The organism is Hyphomicrobium sp. (assembly GCF_035548195.1).
Lineage (GTDB): Bacteria > Pseudomonadota > Alphaproteobacteria > Rhizobiales > Hyphomicrobiaceae > Hyphomicrobium_B.
In genome coordinates, this window is sequence record NZ_DASZTY010000022.1 from 41,348 (window position 1) to 60,188 (window position 18,841).

Consider the following 18,841-nt stretch of genomic DNA (forward strand, 5'->3'; position numbering starts at 1 on the left):
GGTCACGATTTGGGGAAAGGCAGGCCCATCTCGCGGTAGCGCTCGGGGTCGCTTTCCCAATTTTCACGCACTTTGACGAACAGAAACAGGTGCACGCGATGGCCCGCCATCTCTTCGATCGCGCGGCGTGCTGCGCTGGAAATCTTCTTGATCGTCGCGCCGTCCTTGCCAAGGACGATTTTCTTCTGCCCGTCGCGTTCGACGTAGATCGTCTGCTCGACGCGGGCCGAACCGTCTTTCAGCGTCTTCCAGCTCATTGTTTCGACGGTGGTCGTGTAGGGCAGCTCCTGATGCAAATATCGGTAGATCGACTCGCGCGTCATCTCGGCAGCTTGTGTCCGCATCGGAACGTCCGTCACGTCGTCTTCGGCGTAGTGCCAAGGCCCTACGGGAACGATGCCCGCAAGATACGTTCGGAGATCGGCGACGCCTTTGCCTTCCAAAGCCGAGACCATGAATATTCTGTCGAAAGCAAGCTCCTGATCGAGCCTTTTCGCCAAGGCGAGCAGTTTCGGTTTATCGTCGACGCGGTCGATTTTGTTGAGGACCGCGATGCGTTTCATGCGGGCCGATTTCAGACGTTCGACGATACCCATCATATCGTCGTCCGGTCCCGCGGCAGCATCTATGACGAGGAGAACCGCGTCGGCATCCTCCAATCCGCTCCATGCCGCGTCGATCATGGCGCGGTCGAGCCGGCGCTTCGGATTGAAGATGCCGGCGGTATCGAGAAATACGATCTGGCTTTGCCCCTCCATCGCGATTCCGCGGATCGGGGCGCGTGTCGTTTGCACCTTGTGCGAGACGATCGCGACCTTGGTTCCAACAAGCGCGTTGACGAGGGTCGATTTACCCGCGTTCGTGGGGCCGAGAATCGTAACGAAACCGCAGCGCCGCTCGGCGCCTTCCACAGGACCATGCGTCTGGTCAGACGTCACCAAGACGGCCTCCTTCGCCCTCGCGTGTTAGCAGGGCTGTTGCGGCTGCCTGCTCCGCGATGCGCTTCGACGCGCCTTCACCTTGCGCCGGCGCCCGTCCCGCGATGATCACTTCAGCCGTAAACCGGGGAGCATGATCGGGCCCCTTGCGCGACACAACGGTATATTTCGGTAGCGCCAAGCCCTGCCCCTGTGCCCACTCCTGCAGGGCTGATTTGGCATCTACCGCGACTTCCGGAACGGGCTCCGACTGGTCCTGCCACAGTTTACGCACGACGGCCCTGGCTTTTTCAAACCCCGCATCGATGAAGACGGCGCCGAGGAGAGCTTCGGCAGCGTCGGCAAGAATGGTGGTCTTATCGCGACCTCCGCTGTCGGCCTCGCTTTCTGAAAGAATCAAGTGTGCGCCCAGCCCCATCGAACGCGCGACCTTGGCGCACGCCTCGCCACGGACGAGGCGATTGTAGCGGCGCGCCAACTCGCCTTCGCTCGCCTCCGGATATTGCTGGTTCAGGATTTCCGCGATCGCGAGACCGAGCACGCGATCGCCGATGAACTCCAGACGCTCGTTATCGAAGCGCGCGATTTTGCCGCCGCGGACGCTTGCGTGCGTCAACGCACGCTCAAGGAGGCCAGGATCTTTAAAACGGTGTCCGAGCTTGGTCTCGAGCTCTTTGAATTTGCGAGGTCTCAACATGGTGTGACGGTAGTCGTTTACCGCACGAGATGGAAGAACCTGTCCCAGCGAATGTCAAACGGCCACGTCCAGGGCGACCACCAGCGCAGGGCGCCGGGCTCATCGACCTTGGCGGAGAAGAAAATAATCTCCGCCCGGCCAACGAAGTTTTCGTACGGAACAAAGCCGACGGCACTCCGAACCCGGCTGTCCGTCGAGTTATCACGGTTATCACCCATCATGAAATAATGCCCGGGCGGGACTTTGTAGACGCCGGTGTTGTCGTAAGGGCCATCCGGGTCGCTATCGAGGACTTTGTATTTTACGCCGTTGGGCAGTGTTTCCTCGTAGACCGGAATGGTGCGTTCGCGCCCGTCCTCGCGAGTCGTAAAACTCCCGTCGCGAACTTTCGGCACGGCCTTCCCGTTGATGAAGAGCTGGCCGTTCTTCATCTGAATCTCGTCGCCCGGCAGACCAATCACGCGCTTGATATAATCGGTCGAATTATCGCGTGGCAGCTTGAACACGGCGACGTCACCGCGCTTTGGCTCGGCGCCAAAGATGCGGCCGGAAAAAAGGTTCGGGCTGAAGGGGAAAGAATACTTGCTGTAACCGTAAGATAGCTTCGAAACGAACAGATAGTCGCCGACTAACAACGTCTCCTTCATCGAACCCGACGGAATGTTAAAGGGCTGATAGAAGAAAATGCGCACGAACATCGCGATCGCAAGCGCTTCGACGACGATGATCAGGGTTTCCGACCAGCTCGATCTCGACGTCCTAACACCAGTGCTCATCCAGGGCTCCTCTGCGCCGCCGAACGACATTGGCCGGGGCTCGCTTTATGTCAGCGGTTCGCTATAGCGAGTTTGCCACCCCCCCGCAACGACGGGCGGCAACATGACAAAAACGTAAGTAAAAACAGACTATCGATAGTTTCAGCTATAGGCGGCTGCGACCAATCTTGCCGCTCTCACCGGCTCGGTATAGCCGAAATAATCACGAAGGCTTCGGCCATCGGATACTCATCGGTCAGCGTGACGTCGATGCGCGGCGTAAAACCGTCTGGCGTCAGCATCGCCAGGTATCTTGCTGCCCCGCCGGTCAGAGCCAAGGTCGGTCGCCCCGTGGCCGTGTTGACGACACCGATATCGCGAAAGTGCACACCGTCGCGAAAGCCCGTGCCGAGCGCCTTGGTTGCGGCTTCCTTGGCCGCAAAGCGCTTGGCAAATGTGCGGGCTGGATGCGCACGCGAAAAGGCTTTGCGCCTCTCCTCCTCAGTGAAAACCCGAAGCAGAAAGCGCTCGCCGAACCGCTCGACGGTCTTTTCTATGCGGCGGATATCGCAGAGGTCGTTGCCGATTCCGAGAATCATCCCGTCTGTCCGGTGCGAGGGACCTCGTCTCGTGCTTCATCCATCAGCGTCCGCATGCGCCTGACCGCCCCGGACAAACCGCCGAAAATCGCCTCCCCGATAAGGAAATGCCCGATGTTGAGTTCGACGATTTCGGACATGCGGCTGATCGGTTTGACGGTGTTGTAGGTCAGCCCGTGACCTGCGTGAACTTCAAGCCCCGCTGAAGCTGCCGCGTGGGCGGCTTTCGCGTGGCGATCGAGCTCGCGTGCAACTCCTGCGGCGTCGTGCTCAAGCGCCAAGTTGCAATAGCGGCCGGTGTGCAATTCGACGATATCCGCGCCGACGGCCGCCGCGGCTTCGATTGTCTTCAAATCGGGCTCTATAAATAAGGACACGCGAATGCCGGCGTCCTTCAGCTTGGCGATGAATGGCTTCAAGGTTTTTCGGCTTCCTTGAACATCCAGCCCGCCTTCCGTCGTCCGTTCTTCGCGCCGTTCGGGAACGAGACAACAGGCGTTCGGAACATGCCGGATGGCGATTTTCAGCATCTCGTCCGTCGCCGCCATTTCGAGATTGAGCGGTCGCGTCAGCTCGTTTTTCAGGCGGCTGATGTCGGTATCGGAGATATGGCGGCGGTCTTCACGCAGGTGCGCCGTTATTCCATCGGCCCCGCCTTCGATCGCCAAATGCGCGGCACGAAGCGGATCGGGATGTATCCCCCCCCGCGCGTTTCGCAGCGTCGCGACGTGGTCGATATTAACACCCAGTCGCAGGGGAGTGCGGGATGTCTGTTGGTTGTCGAGGTTCAAAGGGTTACGGCGAGCGGCCACGATCTTCTGCCATCATGTCACGGAAAAACCGGCACCGCCGGCTCAGCAGACCTTACGGCGTTTCTGGAAAACCCGCACGGCCTGCCGCGTAGGATAGTAACTAAAGAGAGCGGCGATCAAGCCGACGAGCAGACCACCGACGACCATCGGCTCAAGAAGCGGCGAAAGGCTCACGACGGCTGTGTTGAGGGACGGCGAGGGCGCCATCAACGTGGCGCTGAGTGCGTTGGCAGACTGAACGAAATGTTCAGCAGCGTGGGCAGGATCATGGCCAAGTACCCAGACGCCAGCCACGTAGGAGGCACTCCAGATTGCGGGCCAACTTAAGGGATTGCCGACGAAGGTACCCAGCAGCGCAGCTGGAATGCTGACGCGAAGCAGGAACGCAAGCGCGCCAGCGAGAGCCATTTGGAAACCCAGAAACGGCGTGCACGCCGCGAAGACGCCTGCAGCACAGCCGAGCGCAACCTCGTGGGGCGTTGCGCGAAGGCGCAGCATGCGGCGCCAATAATAATAAAGATGCCTGCGCAGCGGCACCAACCTCAGCGCCCATCTGGCAGCGACATCGGAAGCAACTGACAACTTTTCTCGCAAACCGCGACGACCCATTTCACGCCTTATGCCAGCTTACCAGCCTGCCGAATTTTTACGCAATTTAAACTACTCGAAAAGCCGCTCCACCTTCGCTACCGCGGGTTTAGCCCGTAACCCGGCGATAATGTGGTTCAAATGCACCAAGTCGAAAACCTCCAACTCGATGTGCATAACCGTGAAGTCAGCGGCTCGTTTCGCCATCTTGATGTTGTCGATATTGCCGCCGGTTTCGCCAATGATCTTGGCAATTTCGGCGAGCGATCCAGGAGCGTTAACGGCAGTTACGCTGATTCGTGCCGGAAATCGCTGAGGATGCTCGGGATCGATATCCCATGTCGCATCGATCCAGTGCGCTTCCTCGTACGCTTTTAGTCGTGGCGAGTGAATCTGGAATACACGGATGCCCTCGCCAGGCGCCATGACCCCGACGATTCGGTCACCCGGAACTGCGCCGCCAGGCTCGAAGCGAACCGGAAGCTCCTGGCTCGGTCCCCCGATGGAAATCGCGGTCGTGTTGTCGATCTCGGATGAGCGGAACTTGAGGCTCTGGACCTTTTCGATATTGAACCAACCGTCTTGCGCCTGTGCCCGGCCGAAGCGGCGGGACGGTTTATAGCTTTCTTCTGCGGGTGCGCCTCCTGACTGAGGAACGAGCGCGCCGAGGATATCATTGAGTGCAACATCGTTACGGCCGACAGCCGCGAGCAGCTCCTCGGCGGTCTTGTATCCGAGTTTCGGCGCAGCCGTTTTGACCTTCTCCTCGGAGTAGTCGATTTCCATGCCGGCGAGCGTCGAACTGACGAGCTGCCGCCCTAACTCCGTGAAACGTTTGCGGTCCGCTTCCCGCGCGGCACGCCGGATCGCGGCACGTGCACGTCCTGTAACTGCGAAGGCTTCCCACGCGGCGGGGCGGACGTGGTTCTTCGATGTTTCGATAACGACCTCGTCACCGTTGCGGAGATGTGTATCGATAGGCACGTGCCGACCATTGATGTAAGCCGCAATCGCTTCATTGCCGATGTCGGTATGGACGGCATAGGCGAAGTCGAGGGGCGTTGCACCGCGCGGCAAGGCGATCAGGCGCCCCTTTGGCGTGAAGCAGAAGACTTGATCGTGAAATAACTCCAGCTTGGTGTGCTCAAGAAACTCTTCGGGGTTCGCAGCCTCCAGCAACGATGAGATCATCGCTCGAAGGCGGCCGTACGGGCTGTCGTCGCCTCCTTCGTCCGCTTCAAGATCGTGACCGTTTGCAGCCTGATATTGGTGATCTTTGTAGAGCGCGTGCGCGGCGATACCGAACTCGGCGGTGTGCTGCATCTCATGCGTCCGAATTTGCAATTCGACGCGTTGATGACGCGGCCCGTACACCGTGGTGTGTATCGACTGATAATTGTTGCGCTTCGGCGCAGAGATATAATCCTTGAAGCGGCCCGGTACGGTGCTCCACGTCGTGTGGACGATGCCGAGAGCGCGATAGCAGTCCTCGATCGTATCGACGATGACGCGAAAGCCGTAAATGTCCGAAAGCTGTTCGAGACTGATTTGCTTATTATCCATCTTGCGCCAAATGGCGTACGGCTTTTTTTCGCGGCCTGTCGTTTCGGCGTGAATACCCGCGTCGGCGCATTTGCGGGCGATAGCTTGCCGAATTTCTTCGACGAGACCGCGATTTCGCTGGCGCATGTCCGTCAGACGCTCGGTGACTGCTTCGTAGGCTTCCGGATGCAGCCAGCGGAAGGCATGATCCTCTAGTTCCTCGCGCAGCGCCTGCATTCCCATCATGCCAGCAAGCGGCGCATAGATGTCGAGGGTTTCTTCGGAATTGCGCTGACGGCTCTCGGGCTTCATGTGCTCAAGCGTGCGCATATTGTGAAGCCGGTCCGCGAGCTTCACCAGCAGCACTCTGATGTCACTTGAAATCGCAATCAGGAGTTTGCGGAAATTCTCTGCCTGCTCGGCGCGTTTCGAAACCAGATCCAGCCGTTTGATCTTTGTCAGACCATCAACCAGGCTTCCGATCTCCGGACCAAACATCTGGTCGATCTCGGTGCGCGTGGCGTCCGTATCCTCGATGACGTCATGGAGTAGTGCCGTCGCGATGGTGGCATCGTCGAGCTTCAGCTCGGTCAGGATCGCTGCGACTTCGAGCGGATGAGAAAAATAAGGCGCGCCAGACGCCCGCTTCTGATTGCCGTGCGCCTTCATCGCATAGACGTAGGCGCGATTGAGCAGCGCCTCGTTCGCTTTTGGATCGTATTTAAGAACCCGCTCGACGAGTTCGTATTGCCGCATCATGAGCCGCCGCCCTCCTTTCCGGCACAAGCGTAGCCGAAGACGCGGCGCAGATTAAAGTGACTCGGCGTGCGGCGTTGCGGCGAGAAGAACCGCGCCTTCGTGCTCAGCGCGACCGATCGCGTGGATCGCGTTCGCGTTCCCGGGGGCCCGCACCAGAACCGATATTGGCCGACGGTTCGAGCGGCGTCATGCTCTCGAGACCGCGGAGGAGCTGCTCTTCCGTCATCACGTCAACCTGTGTGTCGGTCGAGAGATCGTCGCGGCCAAGCATCGGAGCACGGCGGTCCGGCGGCAGCAGAGGTGCAGCGACCGCTTCCGGCTCGTCGACCTCGGTGTTCTTTTGGATCGATGAAATCAGCGTTTCGCGCATGTCGTCAGGAGAGAGGGTCTTCTCCGCAATCTCGCGTAGCGCGATCACTGGGTTCTTATCGTCGTCGGGCGCAATCGTGATAGCGCTGCCGTTCGTAATGGCGCGCGCACGGTGGGCAGCCAAAAGCACCAGCTCAAAACGATTAGGAATTTTGTCGACGCAATCTTCGACGGTGACGCGAGCCATTAGGGCTGACCTTCCCTTGGTTTAACCATCCACTGCTCAATTTGATTTGGGCGCAAAAAATCGTTCGGGACCGCTTTCCCAGCGCCGCGCCAAACTCTTTCGCATGGCGTCCCAATAAAAGCAAGCTCTTCGGAGCGCGTCGCATACCCGAAACGGCGTAGCGTCAGTCCGCAGTGCTTAAGCCACATGACTGCTAGACTATTTGTCACAATTGTTGATCATGGGGAGCGTGTTATCGATAATCGGCTGGCATTCTACGCCGTAGAAGCTTTTTTGGCCGTCAACTCACTTAGAGGCGCTTGTTAATTCTTGAGAAATTGTTTTTCTCAATCTACTCGCCCTAAATTAGTTGTTGGACGTCGTTTAGTATTGAAGTGGCATTAGGACCTCACCGATGCATTTTTATCCTACCGAACGTGTTGCGTTGTTCATTGATGGTGCAAATCTTTACGCCACCGCGAAGTCGCTGGGATTCGATATCGATTACAAGAAGTTGCTCGGGCTTTTCCGGCAAAAGGGGCAACTGGTACGAGCGCTCTATTACACCGCTCTCGCTGAAGAGCAGGAGTATTCCTCCATTCGGCCGCTGATCGACTGGTTGGATTACAACGGCTTTTCAATGGTGACGAAGCCGACGAAGGAATTCACCGACGCTACCGGCCGCCGCAAAGTCAAAGGCAACATGGACATCGAGCTGACGGTCGATGCCATGCGTCTAGCCGACAGTCTGGATCATATCGTTATCTTTTCGGGCGACGGAGATTTCCGGAGCCTGGTTGCTGCCCTTCAACAAAAGGGTAAGCGGGTGAGTGTTGTCTCTACGTTACAGACTCAGCCGCCCATGGTGGCCGACGAGTTGCGCCGCCAGGCCGACCAGTTCGTGGATCTTGCCGATTTGGAAGATCAGGTCGGGCGAAGTCAGAACGGCCGGGGAGTCCGTGAGGGCGCGCGTGGCTATCAAGGACGCGGCGGCTCTTCTGTTCAGGGGGGGCGCGATTCCTCATACTTCGGTGACGACGATCTCGCAGAAGAAGAGGTCTGAGCGACTTCTGTCCGGAAGGCCCTTTGCCCATGACAGCTGAGCTGGCGGCGGCTGGCGCTGTTGAACCCGAAGCTCCGCTCAAATGCGAACGCTGTCCGAGGCTCGTCGCGTATCGTCACGAGAACGAAGCCAAGGAGCCGTCCTGGTTCAACGGTGCTGTCCCCTCTTTCGGGAGTGCAAGTGACGCTCGCCTGCTCATCGTTGGGCTGGCGCCGGGACGCAACGGAGCCAACCGGACAGGCCGGCCATTCACGGGGGATTACGCTGGCGATCTCCTTTATCAGACACTACTCGATTATGGATTTGCACGCGGCACCTACGGTGCCCGTCCCGACGATGGCATTGAACTCATCGATTGCATGATCACGAATGCCGTGCGCTGCGTGCCGCCGGAAAACAAACCGCTGCCGCAGGAGATTGCGACCTGCAGGCCCTTCTTCCAATCGCGGTTGGCCCACCTGCCCCGGCTGAAAATCATTCTCGCTCTCGGCCGCATTGCCCACGACCAGACGCTGACAACGATGGCGAAGAGAAAAGCGCTGTTCCCGTTTTCGCATGGAGCGCGGCACGAAATTGGAGGCGAAGGCTTGCTGTTCGATAGCTTTCACTGCTCGCGCTACAATACGAACACTGGCAAGTTGACGACTGCGATGTTCCGAACCGTGTTCGAGAATATCAGGCGCGAGCTTGGCTGAGCGACTGCAGCAGCTCGCGGGCGTGCGTCGCCGGCGGATGTACAGGATAGATAACGCGATAGATGACGCCGTCCCGGACGATCATCGTAAGCCGCTTCAGGTAAGTCTCGCCGCCGATTTCGAAGCGCGGCAACCGCAAAGCATCGGCAAACTCAAGCTTTTCATCGCTCAGCAGAAGATATGGGATTCCTGCGCGCGCCGCGAAGGTTTCCTGCGCGGCGGGAGATTGCGCACTTACGCCGAAGACTTCATAACGAAGAAGCTCGAACTCGGCATAGCAATCGCGAAATCCTTCGGCCTCGGGTGTCGAGCCGTGAGCTCCAGGGAGGTTGTCCCATCCGGCAGGATTTTGAACTCCCGGCGTCCCCGTCATCGGGTAGATGAAGACGATGGCCCGTTCCTGATAGCGGGCGAGGTTGACGCTCGCGCCTCTCGTTGCGGGTAGCGCGACATCGGGCAAACGCGTGCCAGCGATGAGATGCTTCGCGCACCCATCATCGACGGGCGCGGGCCATGGCCAATCTGCCGCCTGTGTTTGATCGCTCGACACCCGTTTAGCCTTTTTCGCGCATCAGCCGGGCTTTTTGGCGATTCCAATCGCGCTTAGCCGCGTCTTGACGCTTATCGGATTGGTTCTTGCCACGTGCGAGGCCGACTTTGACTTTCGCACGTCCTTTCGCGTTGAAATACATTTCAAGCGGGACCAGCGTCATGCCTTTACGCTCAACGGCGGTCGCGATTTTGTGGATCTCACGCGCGTGCATTAGCAGGCGGCGCTTGCGACGCGGCTCGTGCGGGAAAAGCGCTGCTCCCGGATATTCCGCAATGTAGCTGTTTATCAGCCAAATGCCTTGCTCTTCGACCGAAGCGTAGCTTTCGGCGATATTCGACTGCCCACGCCGAAGCGACTTCACTTCCGACCCGAGAAGCTCAATGCCGGCTTCCCAACTGTCGGTGATGAAATACTCATGCCGCGCCTTGCGGTTCTCGGCGACGAGCGTGCTGCCGTCGTCGCGTTTTGCTGACATCGATCAAGAGGCTCCGAGAGAGATCACTCAGCGGCCTTCGCGCCGATGAGATCAAGCTGAAGCAGCACTTGATCCACCGCCCTGCGCGATGCTTCAGAGATCGGCGTCAGCGGCAGGCGCATTTCAGCCGTTCCGAAGCCAAGCCTCGACACGGCGTACTTCACCGGGCCGGGATTGCTTTCAATGAACATGACCTCATGCAATGGCATCAAGCGATCCTGGAGCAGGAGCGCCTTCTTGAAGTCGCCAGCAAGGCAGGCGTTCTGGAATTCGGCGCAAAGGCGCGGCGCAACGTTTGATGCGACCGAAATGCAGCCCGAGCCGCCGTGCGCCATAAAACCGAGCGCTGTCGCGTCCTCGCCGGAAAGCTGACAGAAATCCGGCCCCAGCGCCGCGCGCGTTTGCGAAGGTCGGGCAAGGTTGGCGGTCGCATCCTTCACACCGACAACGTTCTTCAATTCATAACAACGCGCCATCGTCTGCACGGTCATGTCGACGACCGAACGTCCAGGAATGTTGTAGATCACGATCGGAATCCCGATCGCATCGTTGACAGCCTTGAAATGCTGATAAAGCCCTTCCTGTGTCGGCTTATTGTAATATGGCGTCACAATAAGAACGGCGTCGGCACCAATCTTTTCGGCGTATTGGGACAACTCGACGGCTTCGTCCGTCGAGTTGGAGCCGGTTCCGGCGATGACCGGCACGCGCTTTTTCGCAGCTTCCACACATAGCTCGATAACGCGTTTGTGCTCTTCGAAATCGAGAGTCGGGCTTTCGCCGGTTGTTCCCACAGGAACGAGCCCGTTCGTGCCTTCCGAAATCTGCCAATCGATGAATCGCGTATAAGCGTTTTCGTCGATCTTGCCGTTTCTGAACGGCGTAATAAGCGCCGTTATCGAACCTTTAAACATGCCTTCGCCTTGATTTGGATCCGGGAGATCTCTTGCGTGAGACCGTTTAGCCCCGGTTGTAGACATCAACTGATGAAGCTTGTCCTAAGGCTTGACCTACGTGAGCCACGGTCCCGCCGCACCGTCATGCCACTTCGTCCGGCCTAAGCGCTTGCATCGATGACCGCACGGCCGCTTAATGCGGTAGAACGATCACTTTTGATACAAAGCGAGGCGACATTAGGCGCTCGTTAAGGCCGCCGCAAGATCGTGCAACCTTGCGTCCTACCGATTGAGAAACGATGCCCCTAAATCCGCTCACGGAAACGCCAAATCTCTTTCGCGCCAGCGGCTTAATGCGCGCTGCGGCGGGTCTGCTTATTGCTTATTTCGCAGCATGCACACCGGCATTTGCCGAATCGCCTCTGTCGGAAGTTGCGGCGCCGCGTCCGCTTCCCGCCGAACAGGCGCAGCTTGACAAGCTACGCGTGGCGCTTGCTCCGCTGCTATCTGCAGAACCATCCCCAGACGATGTGAAACATCTCAAGGAAGCCGTCGCGGCCGTCCGCGCTCGAGATGTCGACCGGTTTAAGGATGCCAGAAGCGGCATTTCAAATCCGATCGGAAGGAAGCTCGCGGATTGGATACGGCTCCGCGCCGGACTCGGCGATCCGGAGGAGTACGAGGCATTTTTACGAGACAGTCCTCTCTGGCCATCGCGTGCAATGCTTACACGGCGACTCGAAGAAGCGCTGTTTACGCAGGGCGGAAGCTCGATTGCGATTAAAAATCATTTTGCGACCGAGCCGCCACAAACGGGCGCCGGCTACGCCGCTCTCGCATCGGCCTATCTCGCCGAAGGCAATACGGCCAAGGCGCGATCTCTTGCGGCCAAGACGTGGCGAGACTTGACGATACCGCCGACACTCGAAACAGGTTTCCTGGCCCGCTTCGGCAAGTTGCTCACCCCAGCGGATCACAAGTGGCGTTTCGACCGGCTGGTGACGGACGATGTCCGCTATGCAGGAAATCGTGCTGATCGTGTTGCCGCTGCGCGGCGGGTTATCCCGCTATTGCCGCAATCCGAACAGAAATCGGCAAAGGCCCGGCTCGCCGTTTTCAACAAAGCGTCGAATGCTCGCGCCTTAATGGGCTCGCTATCGCACCGAGGCGCAAACGATCCCGGGCTGATCTTTCATCGTGCGCAGCTGCTGCGCAAAGCAGGCAAAATCGAAGAGGCCGCCGATCTTATTCTCTCCGTGCCGCCTGATCCGAAAAAAATTGCCGAACTTGATGAGTGGTGGGCCGAACGTCGCGAACTCGCTTACGGCGCGCTGAAGCTTGGCAAGATGCGGCTCGCCTACAATCTGGTGAAGAATGCCGGTCCGCTGACGGTCAATCCGCTCAAAGAGCAAGCCTTCATGGCGGGGTGGATCGCCTTTCGGTATCTGAACAATATCAACGCAGCCGAAAGACATTTCCGCGCCATGGCAGCGGCCGCCGATGGGCCGCTCAGTCGTGCAAAGGCACAGTATTGGCTGGGCCGGGTCGCGGATGCGCGTGGAGATAAGGCCGCCGCTGTCAGGCATTACAGGCTAGCAGCGCGGAATACCGACACGTTCCACGGCCTGCTTGCAATGCAAATGCTTCAGCCGGGACGTACGTCGCTCACGATAACGCCACCGGCTTATCCAACACCGCGCGAAATCCAGAAACTGATCTCGCTCGATGCCTCGAAGGCTTTGATCCTGGCCGCGAAAGCCAAGCTTTCTCGCCTTTACACGCGAAGTTTTCTGGTTGCCCTGCACAATGCAATGTCGAGCGAAGCCGAAGCCGGCATGGTCGCGTATATCGCCCGGGCGATCGGCGATCCTCAGATGTCGTTGCGGATCGGGAAAGTCGCCGTCGCGAAGGGTCAGAACCTGCTGACGTATGCTTATCCAGTGACTGCCTTTCCCGGATACAAACCTCTGCGCAAGCCGCCGGAGCTTGCGCTGCTGTTGGGTCTTGCGCGCCAGGAAACGGAATTCGACTCTCAAATCGTCTCGGGCGCCGGAGCCAAGGGTCTGCTGCAAATCATGCCCGGCACGGCGCGCCACGTTTGCCGCGGCTACAAAATAAAATGTCAGATTCCGCGATTGCTTTCCGACACGCGCTATAACGTGACCTTGGCGTCGGCTTATATTGCCGATCGTATGGACGACTTCGATGGCTCATATGTGCTGGGCCTTGCTGGTTACAACGCGGGGCCGGGCCGGGCACGACAATGGATTGCTGAAAACGGCGACCCGCGCGATCCTCGGGTCGACATGGTGGATTGGATAGAACGTATTCCTATCCGAGAAACACGCGATTACGTGACGAAAGTTCTGGCGAACATTCAGATCTATCGCGCAAGGCTCGGCGATACAAAGAACGCGCTTCGCTTACAGCAGGATCTCCTTCGGGCGCGTGCCGGTTCGCCCAGCAGGAGCGATACACGCGCGACTGCGGCTGGAGACAGCGAGGGGTAGTGATATTGCTGCGCCACTGAACGTTGAGGAACCATGACGGCAGAGCTGGGATATGACGCAATCTATTTCACCAACCGCGACGGCCTGCGTCTTTATGGACGGCATTATCGCGCGGCGGCGCCAAGCGGCGCGCGGCCTATTCTCTGTCTCGCTGGCTTGACGAGAAACAGCCGAGACTTCCACACGATCGCTCTGGCATTAAGCCAGAACCATACGCCCTCGCGCGACGTATTTACGCTCGATACGCGCGGGCGCGGTCTTTCCGAAAATGATAAGAACTGGAAGAATTACGCCGTTCCGATCGAAATGCAGGACGTCATCGATTTCATGACGATGCTTGAACTGCGCAAAGCAGGCATCATCGGCACATCGCGCGGCGGGTTGATCACGATGGTTCTGGCGGCCGCGCAGCCGACGCTCGTCGGGCCGGTCGTTTTGAACGACATCGGGCCTGTCATCGAGATGGACGGGCTTGCAAGAATTGCTGGCTACGTCGGGCGCGTTCCGCTGCCAAAAAACTGGTCTGATGCGGCGCGCATCGTTCGCGATCTGTCGCAGCGCGATTTTCCAAACCTGACAGACGCGGATGCCGAAGCGATTGCGCGTCAGCTTTTCAACGAGAAGAACGGCAAACCTGTTAGCGGCTACGATCCGAAGCTTTCCAAATGCCTTTCGGTTTTGGACGGTCCGATTCCAAAGCTTTGGCCACAGTTTGAAGCTCTCAAACGTCTGCCGCTCCTGGTCTTGCGCGGCGGCAATTCGGACCTTTTGTCAGACAGCACCGTCGAGGAAATGAAACGACGGCATCCGCGGATGACGTCCGTCACCATTCCGGATCAAGGGCATGCGCCGTTGCTGCTTGACGCGCCGACGATTTCTGCTGTCGCGTCGTTCTTCGCAGAAACGGACGACGTCGCGGAAGCCCGGCAACACGCCATGACGCATAGCGATTTCCGTCACGTTTCGCGGCTGGTATCGACTTCGCCCCGGTCGACCCGCCGCGAAAATTCCGTGTAACCGCCGCTCAACAGGATACGGGCCTGTTCGACCCAGCCTTCGCGTTCGATCCGACCTTTGAATTCGAGCATCTGGCTGACGCGATCAATGTCGCCGCTGGTCCAATTCGCGATCTGCTCGTAACGCGATATTCCCATGGCGTTGAGGCGCTTTTCGATGAGAACCCCGACTCCACGAATGCGCTTCAAGTCGTCGGACGGGCCATGACTCGCCGCCGACATCGGTCGTGGCGGTTCCATTTCAACCGGAGAAACCGCAGGCGTTGACGCTGCTTCCTTCTCTTTTATGGCGTCCGAAAGCTTCGCCGGAATTGAGATTTTCGGATCGACTTTCGAAAGAGGCGAGATCGGCTCGATCGGCTTCAATCCCCGTGTCACGCTTGCGGACGCGGCGGCGATCGCGGCGGCCGCGGCAGCCGCCATTTCCGCCACAGAGCGGCCCTGGCTTGCTGCGGCGACGCCGGAAAGTTTCGCAGTTGTCTCGGGGGCTGGCGGAACTTGCTCTGAAGCGGGCGCCGAATACGCGGCCTCGCTTACAGCTTCAGCAGGCGGCGATGGTTCCTCAGACTCTTCGAGAGTTTCGGCTGGAGACGCGTCGACCGGTTCGGCAATTTGAGGAATCGATGCGGCGGTCGCGGCCTTTAGAGCAGCCAACCGATTGCGCGAATAGTAGGTTTCTCCGCCCTTAGCGAGGATTTGCGCCTGCTCGACCCACTGCTCTCTGTCGATGCGGCCAGGGATCCCAAGTGTCTGGCTCAACCGCTGAACGTCAGCGGCGCGCCAGGCCGCGATGTGCTCGAAACTGGTGATGCCTTCGGCTTTCAGACGCTGTTCCAGCTCAGCGTCGATGGCGCGGATGCGTTGAAAATCGTCGCCGCCTTCGATGGGTGTAAGAACGACAGCCTGTGGTGTCACGTTCGACTGCGGTTCTTCGTCTTCTTCGTCAAGCAACTCCGGCTCGATCGCGAGGTTGTCCGCATCGATTGTATCTTCGTCTTGACAATCTTCCGGCGGCTCCTCGTCTTCGGCGCGCTGCCGATCCTGCAGCGCTTCGAAGCTCGCCGTATCTTGATCGATTTCGGCCTCGTCTTCTCCAGCCGTCTCGTTCTCTACGGCCTTATCTTCAACCGCCTCTTCTACTGCTAGCGGCTGTTCCGGCGATCGCCCTATCTCAACCTGCTCAACGTCCGGACTCAGCGATAGCTTCTCCATCAAGGTCTGTCTCGAAGAACGCGGCGTTAGCGTTCGAAGCATCGGGACTATTGAGGCTGCGGCTGCGGCTTTTGCTGCAGCGACAGCCGATGCAGCCGCGGAGGTCGTGGCATCGCTTAGGCTGGCACGCCTTTCGGGTTCGACTTCGGCGGCGACGCCGGAGGAGTCATTTTGCTGCGGCGCTTCTTGAAGTGGGAGCGGCGATACACGTTCCACCGCCACGGGTTCGACAACCTCGACGATAGGCGGCGGAGGAGGTTCTGGCTCCGGTGGCGGGCCATACGTCCCGGGTTGATATGCCCCAGTGACCGGCTTCAACACAGCCGGACGAATTTCGAGGATAGCCGTGCGGGGCATTCCTTCGTTAGGGTCCGGCCCCATCAAAGCTCGTTCGAAGCGCGATGGATCGACGAGCTTCGGCACCGGACGCGGTTCGGGGCGCCGGATTACGTCGATCTTCGGCTGTACCGGATCAATCGAACGCGGGACCACCGGCGGCGGGACGTTTCTTGTTCTTATCGGCTGGGGGATAGGCACTGCACTCGTTGACGTCCGTAGCGGGGCGTCGGCCATCACGGGCACCGCGACACGGCCTGGAGCGTCGTGGCGTTCGCCGAAGATCATACGTTTGACGGTGCATGCCAAAAAAGCGCCGAGAAAGTATGACGCCAGCAGCAGCAGGAATGTCTGCAAAAGCAGATACGTCATATTCGGACTCGCTTTTGCGGGCGATGGTGCACGCGCTTACACATCTCTGTGGCGCCCAGGTTCACGACTTCTTCTCGCGACACGAGATCCAGCCGACGACGAGTCCAAGCGCGAAAGCGAGCGCAACCCACCAGATGAATTTCAAGAACAAGTAATCCATCAATCGATCCTACGCGGTGCGCCCTCCTTTAATTCGGGCTGACATTGAATTCGATTCGGCGATTTTTTGCGCGGCCTTCGGCCGTCGCGTTGTCGGCAATCGGTCGCTTCGCACCATAACCGATCGTCGTCAGTCGGTTCGGGTCGACTCCGTGGCGCGCCAGAAAATCGGCAACAGCGCGCGCGCGCCGATCCGATAGCCGCTGATTACGCTCGTCGGTCCCTTCGGCGTCGGTGTGACCTTCAATCTCGATCTTGAAGGAGGGGCACTCATTGGCAATGTCGACAAGATCCTTCAAAGTCTGAGTGCTGTCTGGCGTCAAATCGGCCTTTGCGCGGTCGAAATTGATAATACCCTTGGCCGATGCTTCGCGCATGAGCGCTTGGCAGCTGTCAGCCGCCTTCTCGGTCGCCGACATGACGCTAATGGAATCCTTGACTGTGAAGCCCGGTGGCAGGTCCGTCGATAGAACGCTGCGAATGTCGTCGGCAACTTTATCGCTCTCCGCCGCGCCTTCGATCATCAATTTTTTTCCGGAAATCTCAACGTCACCACGGCGTAGTCTTGAAAGCTGCGCAAGCGCCACGTGTGTTGCTGAAAGCCATGGTTCCGGAGATGCGCCAACGATCTTCATGTGATCTGAAATGCTCTCGCCAGCGTAAAGCCGTTGCGCCGTTTCGATCACGCGTACACGTGAGGGATCATCCGGCGCGTCGCCTTCGAGCGTGATCATTCCGTTTCGACCCCGCGTCGCCTTCCAACTCAGATCGGTTTTCATCTTCCCGGTAAATGCGATGTTGGTCGTCGTATCGCATGTTTGTCCGGCAGCCGCCTTGATATCGCCTGGAACAGATTGCGACGCGGCGTAGTCGTCCGTTTCTCCCGACACTTCCAGCTTGTGGTTGGAAAGGAGCGACCGGCCCTTCTTCAAACGCGGTAGAGACGCAAGCCCCGCCACAACGCATTGCTGCCATCCTTCCGGGGCGCCCGGCGCAACCTGCGTTTTGTCATTTACAGCGACGCCGGGGAAGCGCGCTTTTACGGCATCGATCAATGCGGCGCGTGCCGCTTCGCTTGGAATCATGCCGATGATGTCAACCGAGGGGCCTTCATGGACAATCCCCATGACGTAGCCAGCGCCGTCGGGGAAGAAATTCGGCTTTGGATAGCGTATCCGGTCGACGAGTTTAAAATTTTGCGGCACATCGAGTTTCAGCGTCCTTCGAACAGCGGACGCAAGTTGCTCGTCGGTCGCTTCGCCAGAAAATATCAGGTCCCGATCGCGGAATGCCGCTTCGCCCGATTTGAGCTGCGCCAACTGCTCAAGCGCAATGCTGGTCGCCTTCTCCCAACCATCCGGCGCCCCATCGGCAATGTCGGTGCGATCCGACAGCGAAAATTTCGAAAACAACGATTTTGCGCGGGCGACGAGCTTGGTTCGCGCTGCGTCGGTTGGCTCGTAGCCCGACAGGGAAACGCCGTCGGAACCTTTTTTGACAACCAACACATACGGCCGGGCGACCGGTAAGGAGATGTCTTCGCGCACGAGCTTGATGCCGTCGGGACGACGTTTGGCGAGGGCCGACTTCACATCCCGATAAACCTGCGAATTCGCCGCCACGCCGCGCATCGACAGATTTAGAGATGCCAACTGCGCTTCGCCGCTCCTCAGCGCGGCTAGCGTTTTCAAACTGAACTCGGCGCCTGCAAGCCAAGCTTCGCGATCAATGTTCCCCCTTGCGAGCTTCATGTCGTCCGTCACCGGAGCTCCACGATAGGCAGATTTTGCTGCAGCGATGAGCGCCCTTCGGGCGCGCTCCGAAGGAACGTCGCCCGCCAGCCTTAATCGCTTCGAGTCGTCGAATGTTGCTGTCCACCGATAATCGGTAACACGCGCAATCAAACCCGTTCTGTTGTAGGCAACACGCACGCCCCAAGTGTTGCGCGCGTAGGCAGCGGCGAGCATAGATCCTCGTTTTTCCGGAGCCTTGCCTGTGACGATGACGTCGCGGCCGCTGACATACGGGACTGCCCAGCCGAAGCCGCCGCGTTTCAGCGCTTCGGCCGTTCGACGCGCGAGATCGTTTTCGATGTCCCCGTGCTGGAGCTGAACCGCAACCCAACTCAACATTGCGATCGGGACGAGGCCCAATAGCCAATAGGATGGATTGCAGCGCATTTTCGCACGCGACTCCGGAACTACACTACGACGCGGAGGCACAGCGAAACGATACGCCGCCCAGCAAGATTCAGAGCGATGCGCAACCGCCCGCCCCGTGGCTAGACTTCGATCCGAGCGGACCCCCGGGCTGAGTATAGCCAAGAGCC

17 protein-coding genes are annotated in these 18,841 nt (G+C 58.8%); 4 read left to right on the forward strand and 13 right to left on the reverse strand.

Translation table 11 applies throughout. From position 1 onward, the window contains the following. Positions 1 to 2: 2 nt before the first annotated feature. From era to rpoZ, 8 genes are all read right to left on the reverse strand, one after another. A complete protein-coding gene (gene era / locus VHB22_RS07335) occupies positions 3 to 938 on the reverse strand; it encodes a GTPase Era (RefSeq protein WP_325456308.1) in 936 nt (311 codons plus the stop codon). Then, complete coding sequence (gene rnc, locus VHB22_RS07340; protein WP_325456309.1) at positions 928 to 1,635, reverse strand: ribonuclease III; 708 nt, start codon at positions 1,633 to 1,635, stop codon at positions 928 to 930. Before rnc ends, era begins: the two co-directional genes overlap by 11 nt. Before the next feature lie 17 nt (positions 1,636 to 1,652). Then, positions 1,653 to 2,411, reverse strand: a complete 759-nt coding sequence (lepB, locus tag VHB22_RS07345) for a signal peptidase I (protein ID WP_325456310.1) — start codon at positions 2,409 to 2,411, stop codon at positions 1,653 to 1,655. Between the two features lie 176 nt (positions 2,412 to 2,587). Further along, positions 2,588 to 2,989: a holo-ACP synthase gene (gene acpS, locus VHB22_RS07350; protein ID WP_325456311.1), complete on the reverse strand. Its 402-nt coding sequence runs from the start codon at positions 2,987 to 2,989 to the stop codon at positions 2,588 to 2,590. Next, a complete protein-coding gene (locus VHB22_RS07355; RefSeq protein ID WP_325456312.1) occupies positions 2,986 to 3,801 on the reverse strand; it encodes a pyridoxine 5'-phosphate synthase in 816 nt (271 codons plus the stop codon). Before VHB22_RS07355 ends, acpS begins: the two co-directional genes overlap by 4 nt. Before the next feature lie 42 nt (positions 3,802 to 3,843). Beyond that, positions 3,844 to 4,383, reverse strand: coding sequence for a DUF2062 domain-containing protein (locus VHB22_RS07360; protein ID WP_325456313.1), 540 nt, complete (start codon positions 4,381 to 4,383; stop codon positions 3,844 to 3,846). Positions 4,384 to 4,461: 78 nt separating this feature from the next. Next, entirely contained in the window at positions 4,462 to 6,690 is a 2,229-nt protein-coding gene (locus tag VHB22_RS07365; RefSeq protein ID WP_325456314.1) for a bifunctional (p)ppGpp synthetase/guanosine-3',5'-bis(diphosphate) 3'-pyrophosphohydrolase, read from the reverse strand. Positions 6,691 to 6,793: 103 nt separating this feature from the next. Continuing rightward, complete coding sequence (rpoZ, locus tag VHB22_RS07370; protein ID WP_325456315.1) at positions 6,794 to 7,246, reverse strand: DNA-directed RNA polymerase subunit omega; 453 nt, start codon at positions 7,244 to 7,246, stop codon at positions 6,794 to 6,796. Between the two features lie 394 nt (positions 7,247 to 7,640). Between rpoZ and VHB22_RS07375 the strand changes: the two genes are divergently transcribed. Together VHB22_RS07375 and VHB22_RS07380 are read left to right on the forward strand one after the other, a co-directional pair. Further along, positions 7,641 to 8,288, forward strand: coding sequence for an NYN domain-containing protein (locus VHB22_RS07375; protein WP_325456316.1), 648 nt, complete (start codon positions 7,641 to 7,643; stop codon positions 8,286 to 8,288). Positions 8,289 to 8,317: 29 nt separating this feature from the next. After that, positions 8,318 to 8,983: a uracil-DNA glycosylase gene (locus VHB22_RS07380; RefSeq protein WP_325456317.1), complete on the forward strand. Its 666-nt coding sequence runs from the start codon at positions 8,318 to 8,320 to the stop codon at positions 8,981 to 8,983. Here VHB22_RS07380 and VHB22_RS07385 read toward each other — a convergent pair. From VHB22_RS07385 to dapA, 3 genes are read right to left on the reverse strand one after another with little or no spacing between them, the layout of a single operon-like run. Further along, complete coding sequence (locus VHB22_RS07385) at positions 8,964 to 9,533, reverse strand: peroxiredoxin (RefSeq protein WP_325456318.1); 570 nt, start codon at positions 9,531 to 9,533, stop codon at positions 8,964 to 8,966. The two genes, VHB22_RS07380 and VHB22_RS07385, sit on opposite strands and share 20 nt — an antisense overlap. A gap of 4 nt (positions 9,534 to 9,537) precedes the next feature. Beyond that, entirely contained in the window at positions 9,538 to 10,011 is a 474-nt protein-coding gene (smpB, locus tag VHB22_RS07390) for an SsrA-binding protein SmpB (RefSeq protein ID WP_325456319.1), read from the reverse strand. A gap of 23 nt (positions 10,012 to 10,034) precedes the next feature. Beyond that, positions 10,035 to 10,925 carry a 4-hydroxy-tetrahydrodipicolinate synthase gene (dapA, locus tag VHB22_RS07395; protein WP_325456320.1) on the reverse strand — a complete coding sequence of 297 codons (891 nt, stop codon included), beginning with the start codon at positions 10,923 to 10,925 and terminating at the stop codon, positions 10,035 to 10,037. Between the two features lie 281 nt (positions 10,926 to 11,206). On the opposite strand from dapA, the gene VHB22_RS07400 reads away from it, so the two are divergent. Beyond that, positions 11,207 to 13,417 (forward strand): transglycosylase SLT domain-containing protein, encoded by a 2,211-nt coding sequence (locus tag VHB22_RS07400; RefSeq protein ID WP_325456321.1) that lies wholly within the window; start codon positions 11,207 to 11,209, stop codon positions 13,415 to 13,417. 33 nt (positions 13,418 to 13,450) lie between these two features. Then, entirely contained in the window at positions 13,451 to 14,434 is a 984-nt protein-coding gene (locus tag VHB22_RS07405; RefSeq protein ID WP_325456322.1) for an alpha/beta hydrolase, read from the forward strand. On the opposite strand, the gene VHB22_RS07410 is transcribed toward VHB22_RS07405, so the two are convergent. Both VHB22_RS07410 and VHB22_RS07415 read right to left on the reverse strand, forming a co-directional pair. Next, positions 14,374 to 16,353, reverse strand: a complete 1,980-nt coding sequence (locus VHB22_RS07410) for a hypothetical protein (protein ID WP_325456323.1) — start codon at positions 16,351 to 16,353, stop codon at positions 14,374 to 14,376. The genes VHB22_RS07405 and VHB22_RS07410 overlap by 61 nt on opposite strands. A 188-nt stretch (positions 16,354 to 16,541) precedes the next feature. After that, complete coding sequence (locus VHB22_RS07415) at positions 16,542 to 18,692, reverse strand: OmpA family protein (RefSeq protein ID WP_325456324.1); 2,151 nt, start codon at positions 18,690 to 18,692, stop codon at positions 16,542 to 16,544. Positions 18,693 to 18,841 lie beyond the last annotated feature (149 nt).

What these genes read in the sequence shown, in the direction of transcription:
- VHB22_RS07405 (WP_325456322.1), top strand. Translation starts at nt 13,451, where the DNA reads ATGACGGCAGAGCTGGGATATGACGCAATCTATTTCACCAACCGCGAC.
- acpS (WP_325456311.1), bottom strand. Translation starts at nt 2,989, where the DNA reads ATGATTCTCGGAATCGGCAACGACCTCTGCGATATCCGCCGCATAGAA.
- rnc (WP_325456309.1), bottom strand. Translation starts at nt 1,635, where the DNA reads ATGTTGAGACCTCGCAAATTCAAAGAGCTCGAGACCAAGCTCGGACAC.
- dapA (WP_325456320.1), bottom strand. Translation starts at nt 10,925, where the DNA reads ATGTTTAAAGGTTCGATAACGGCGCTTATTACGCCGTTCAGAAACGGC.
- VHB22_RS07415 (WP_325456324.1), bottom strand. Translation starts at nt 18,692, where the DNA reads ATGCGCTGCAATCCATCCTATTGGCTATTGGGCCTCGTCCCGATCGCA.
- lepB (WP_325456310.1), bottom strand. Translation starts at nt 2,411, where the DNA reads ATGAGCACTGGTGTTAGGACGTCGAGATCGAGCTGGTCGGAAACCCTG.
- rpoZ (WP_325456315.1), bottom strand. Translation starts at nt 7,246, where the DNA reads ATGGCTCGCGTCACCGTCGAAGATTGCGTCGACAAAATTCCTAATCGT.
- smpB (WP_325456319.1), bottom strand. Translation starts at nt 10,011, where the DNA reads ATGTCAGCAAAACGCGACGACGGCAGCACGCTCGTCGCCGAGAACCGC.
- VHB22_RS07410 (WP_325456323.1), bottom strand. Translation starts at nt 16,353, where the DNA reads ATGACGTATCTGCTTTTGCAGACATTCCTGCTGCTGCTGGCGTCATAC.
- VHB22_RS07400 (WP_325456321.1), top strand. Translation starts at nt 11,207, where the DNA reads ATGCCCCTAAATCCGCTCACGGAAACGCCAAATCTCTTTCGCGCCAGC.
- VHB22_RS07375 (WP_325456316.1), top strand. Translation starts at nt 7,641, where the DNA reads ATGCATTTTTATCCTACCGAACGTGTTGCGTTGTTCATTGATGGTGCA.
- VHB22_RS07380 (WP_325456317.1), top strand. Translation starts at nt 8,318, where the DNA reads ATGACAGCTGAGCTGGCGGCGGCTGGCGCTGTTGAACCCGAAGCTCCG.
- VHB22_RS07365 (WP_325456314.1), bottom strand. Translation starts at nt 6,690, where the DNA reads ATGATGCGGCAATACGAACTCGTCGAGCGGGTTCTTAAATACGATCCA.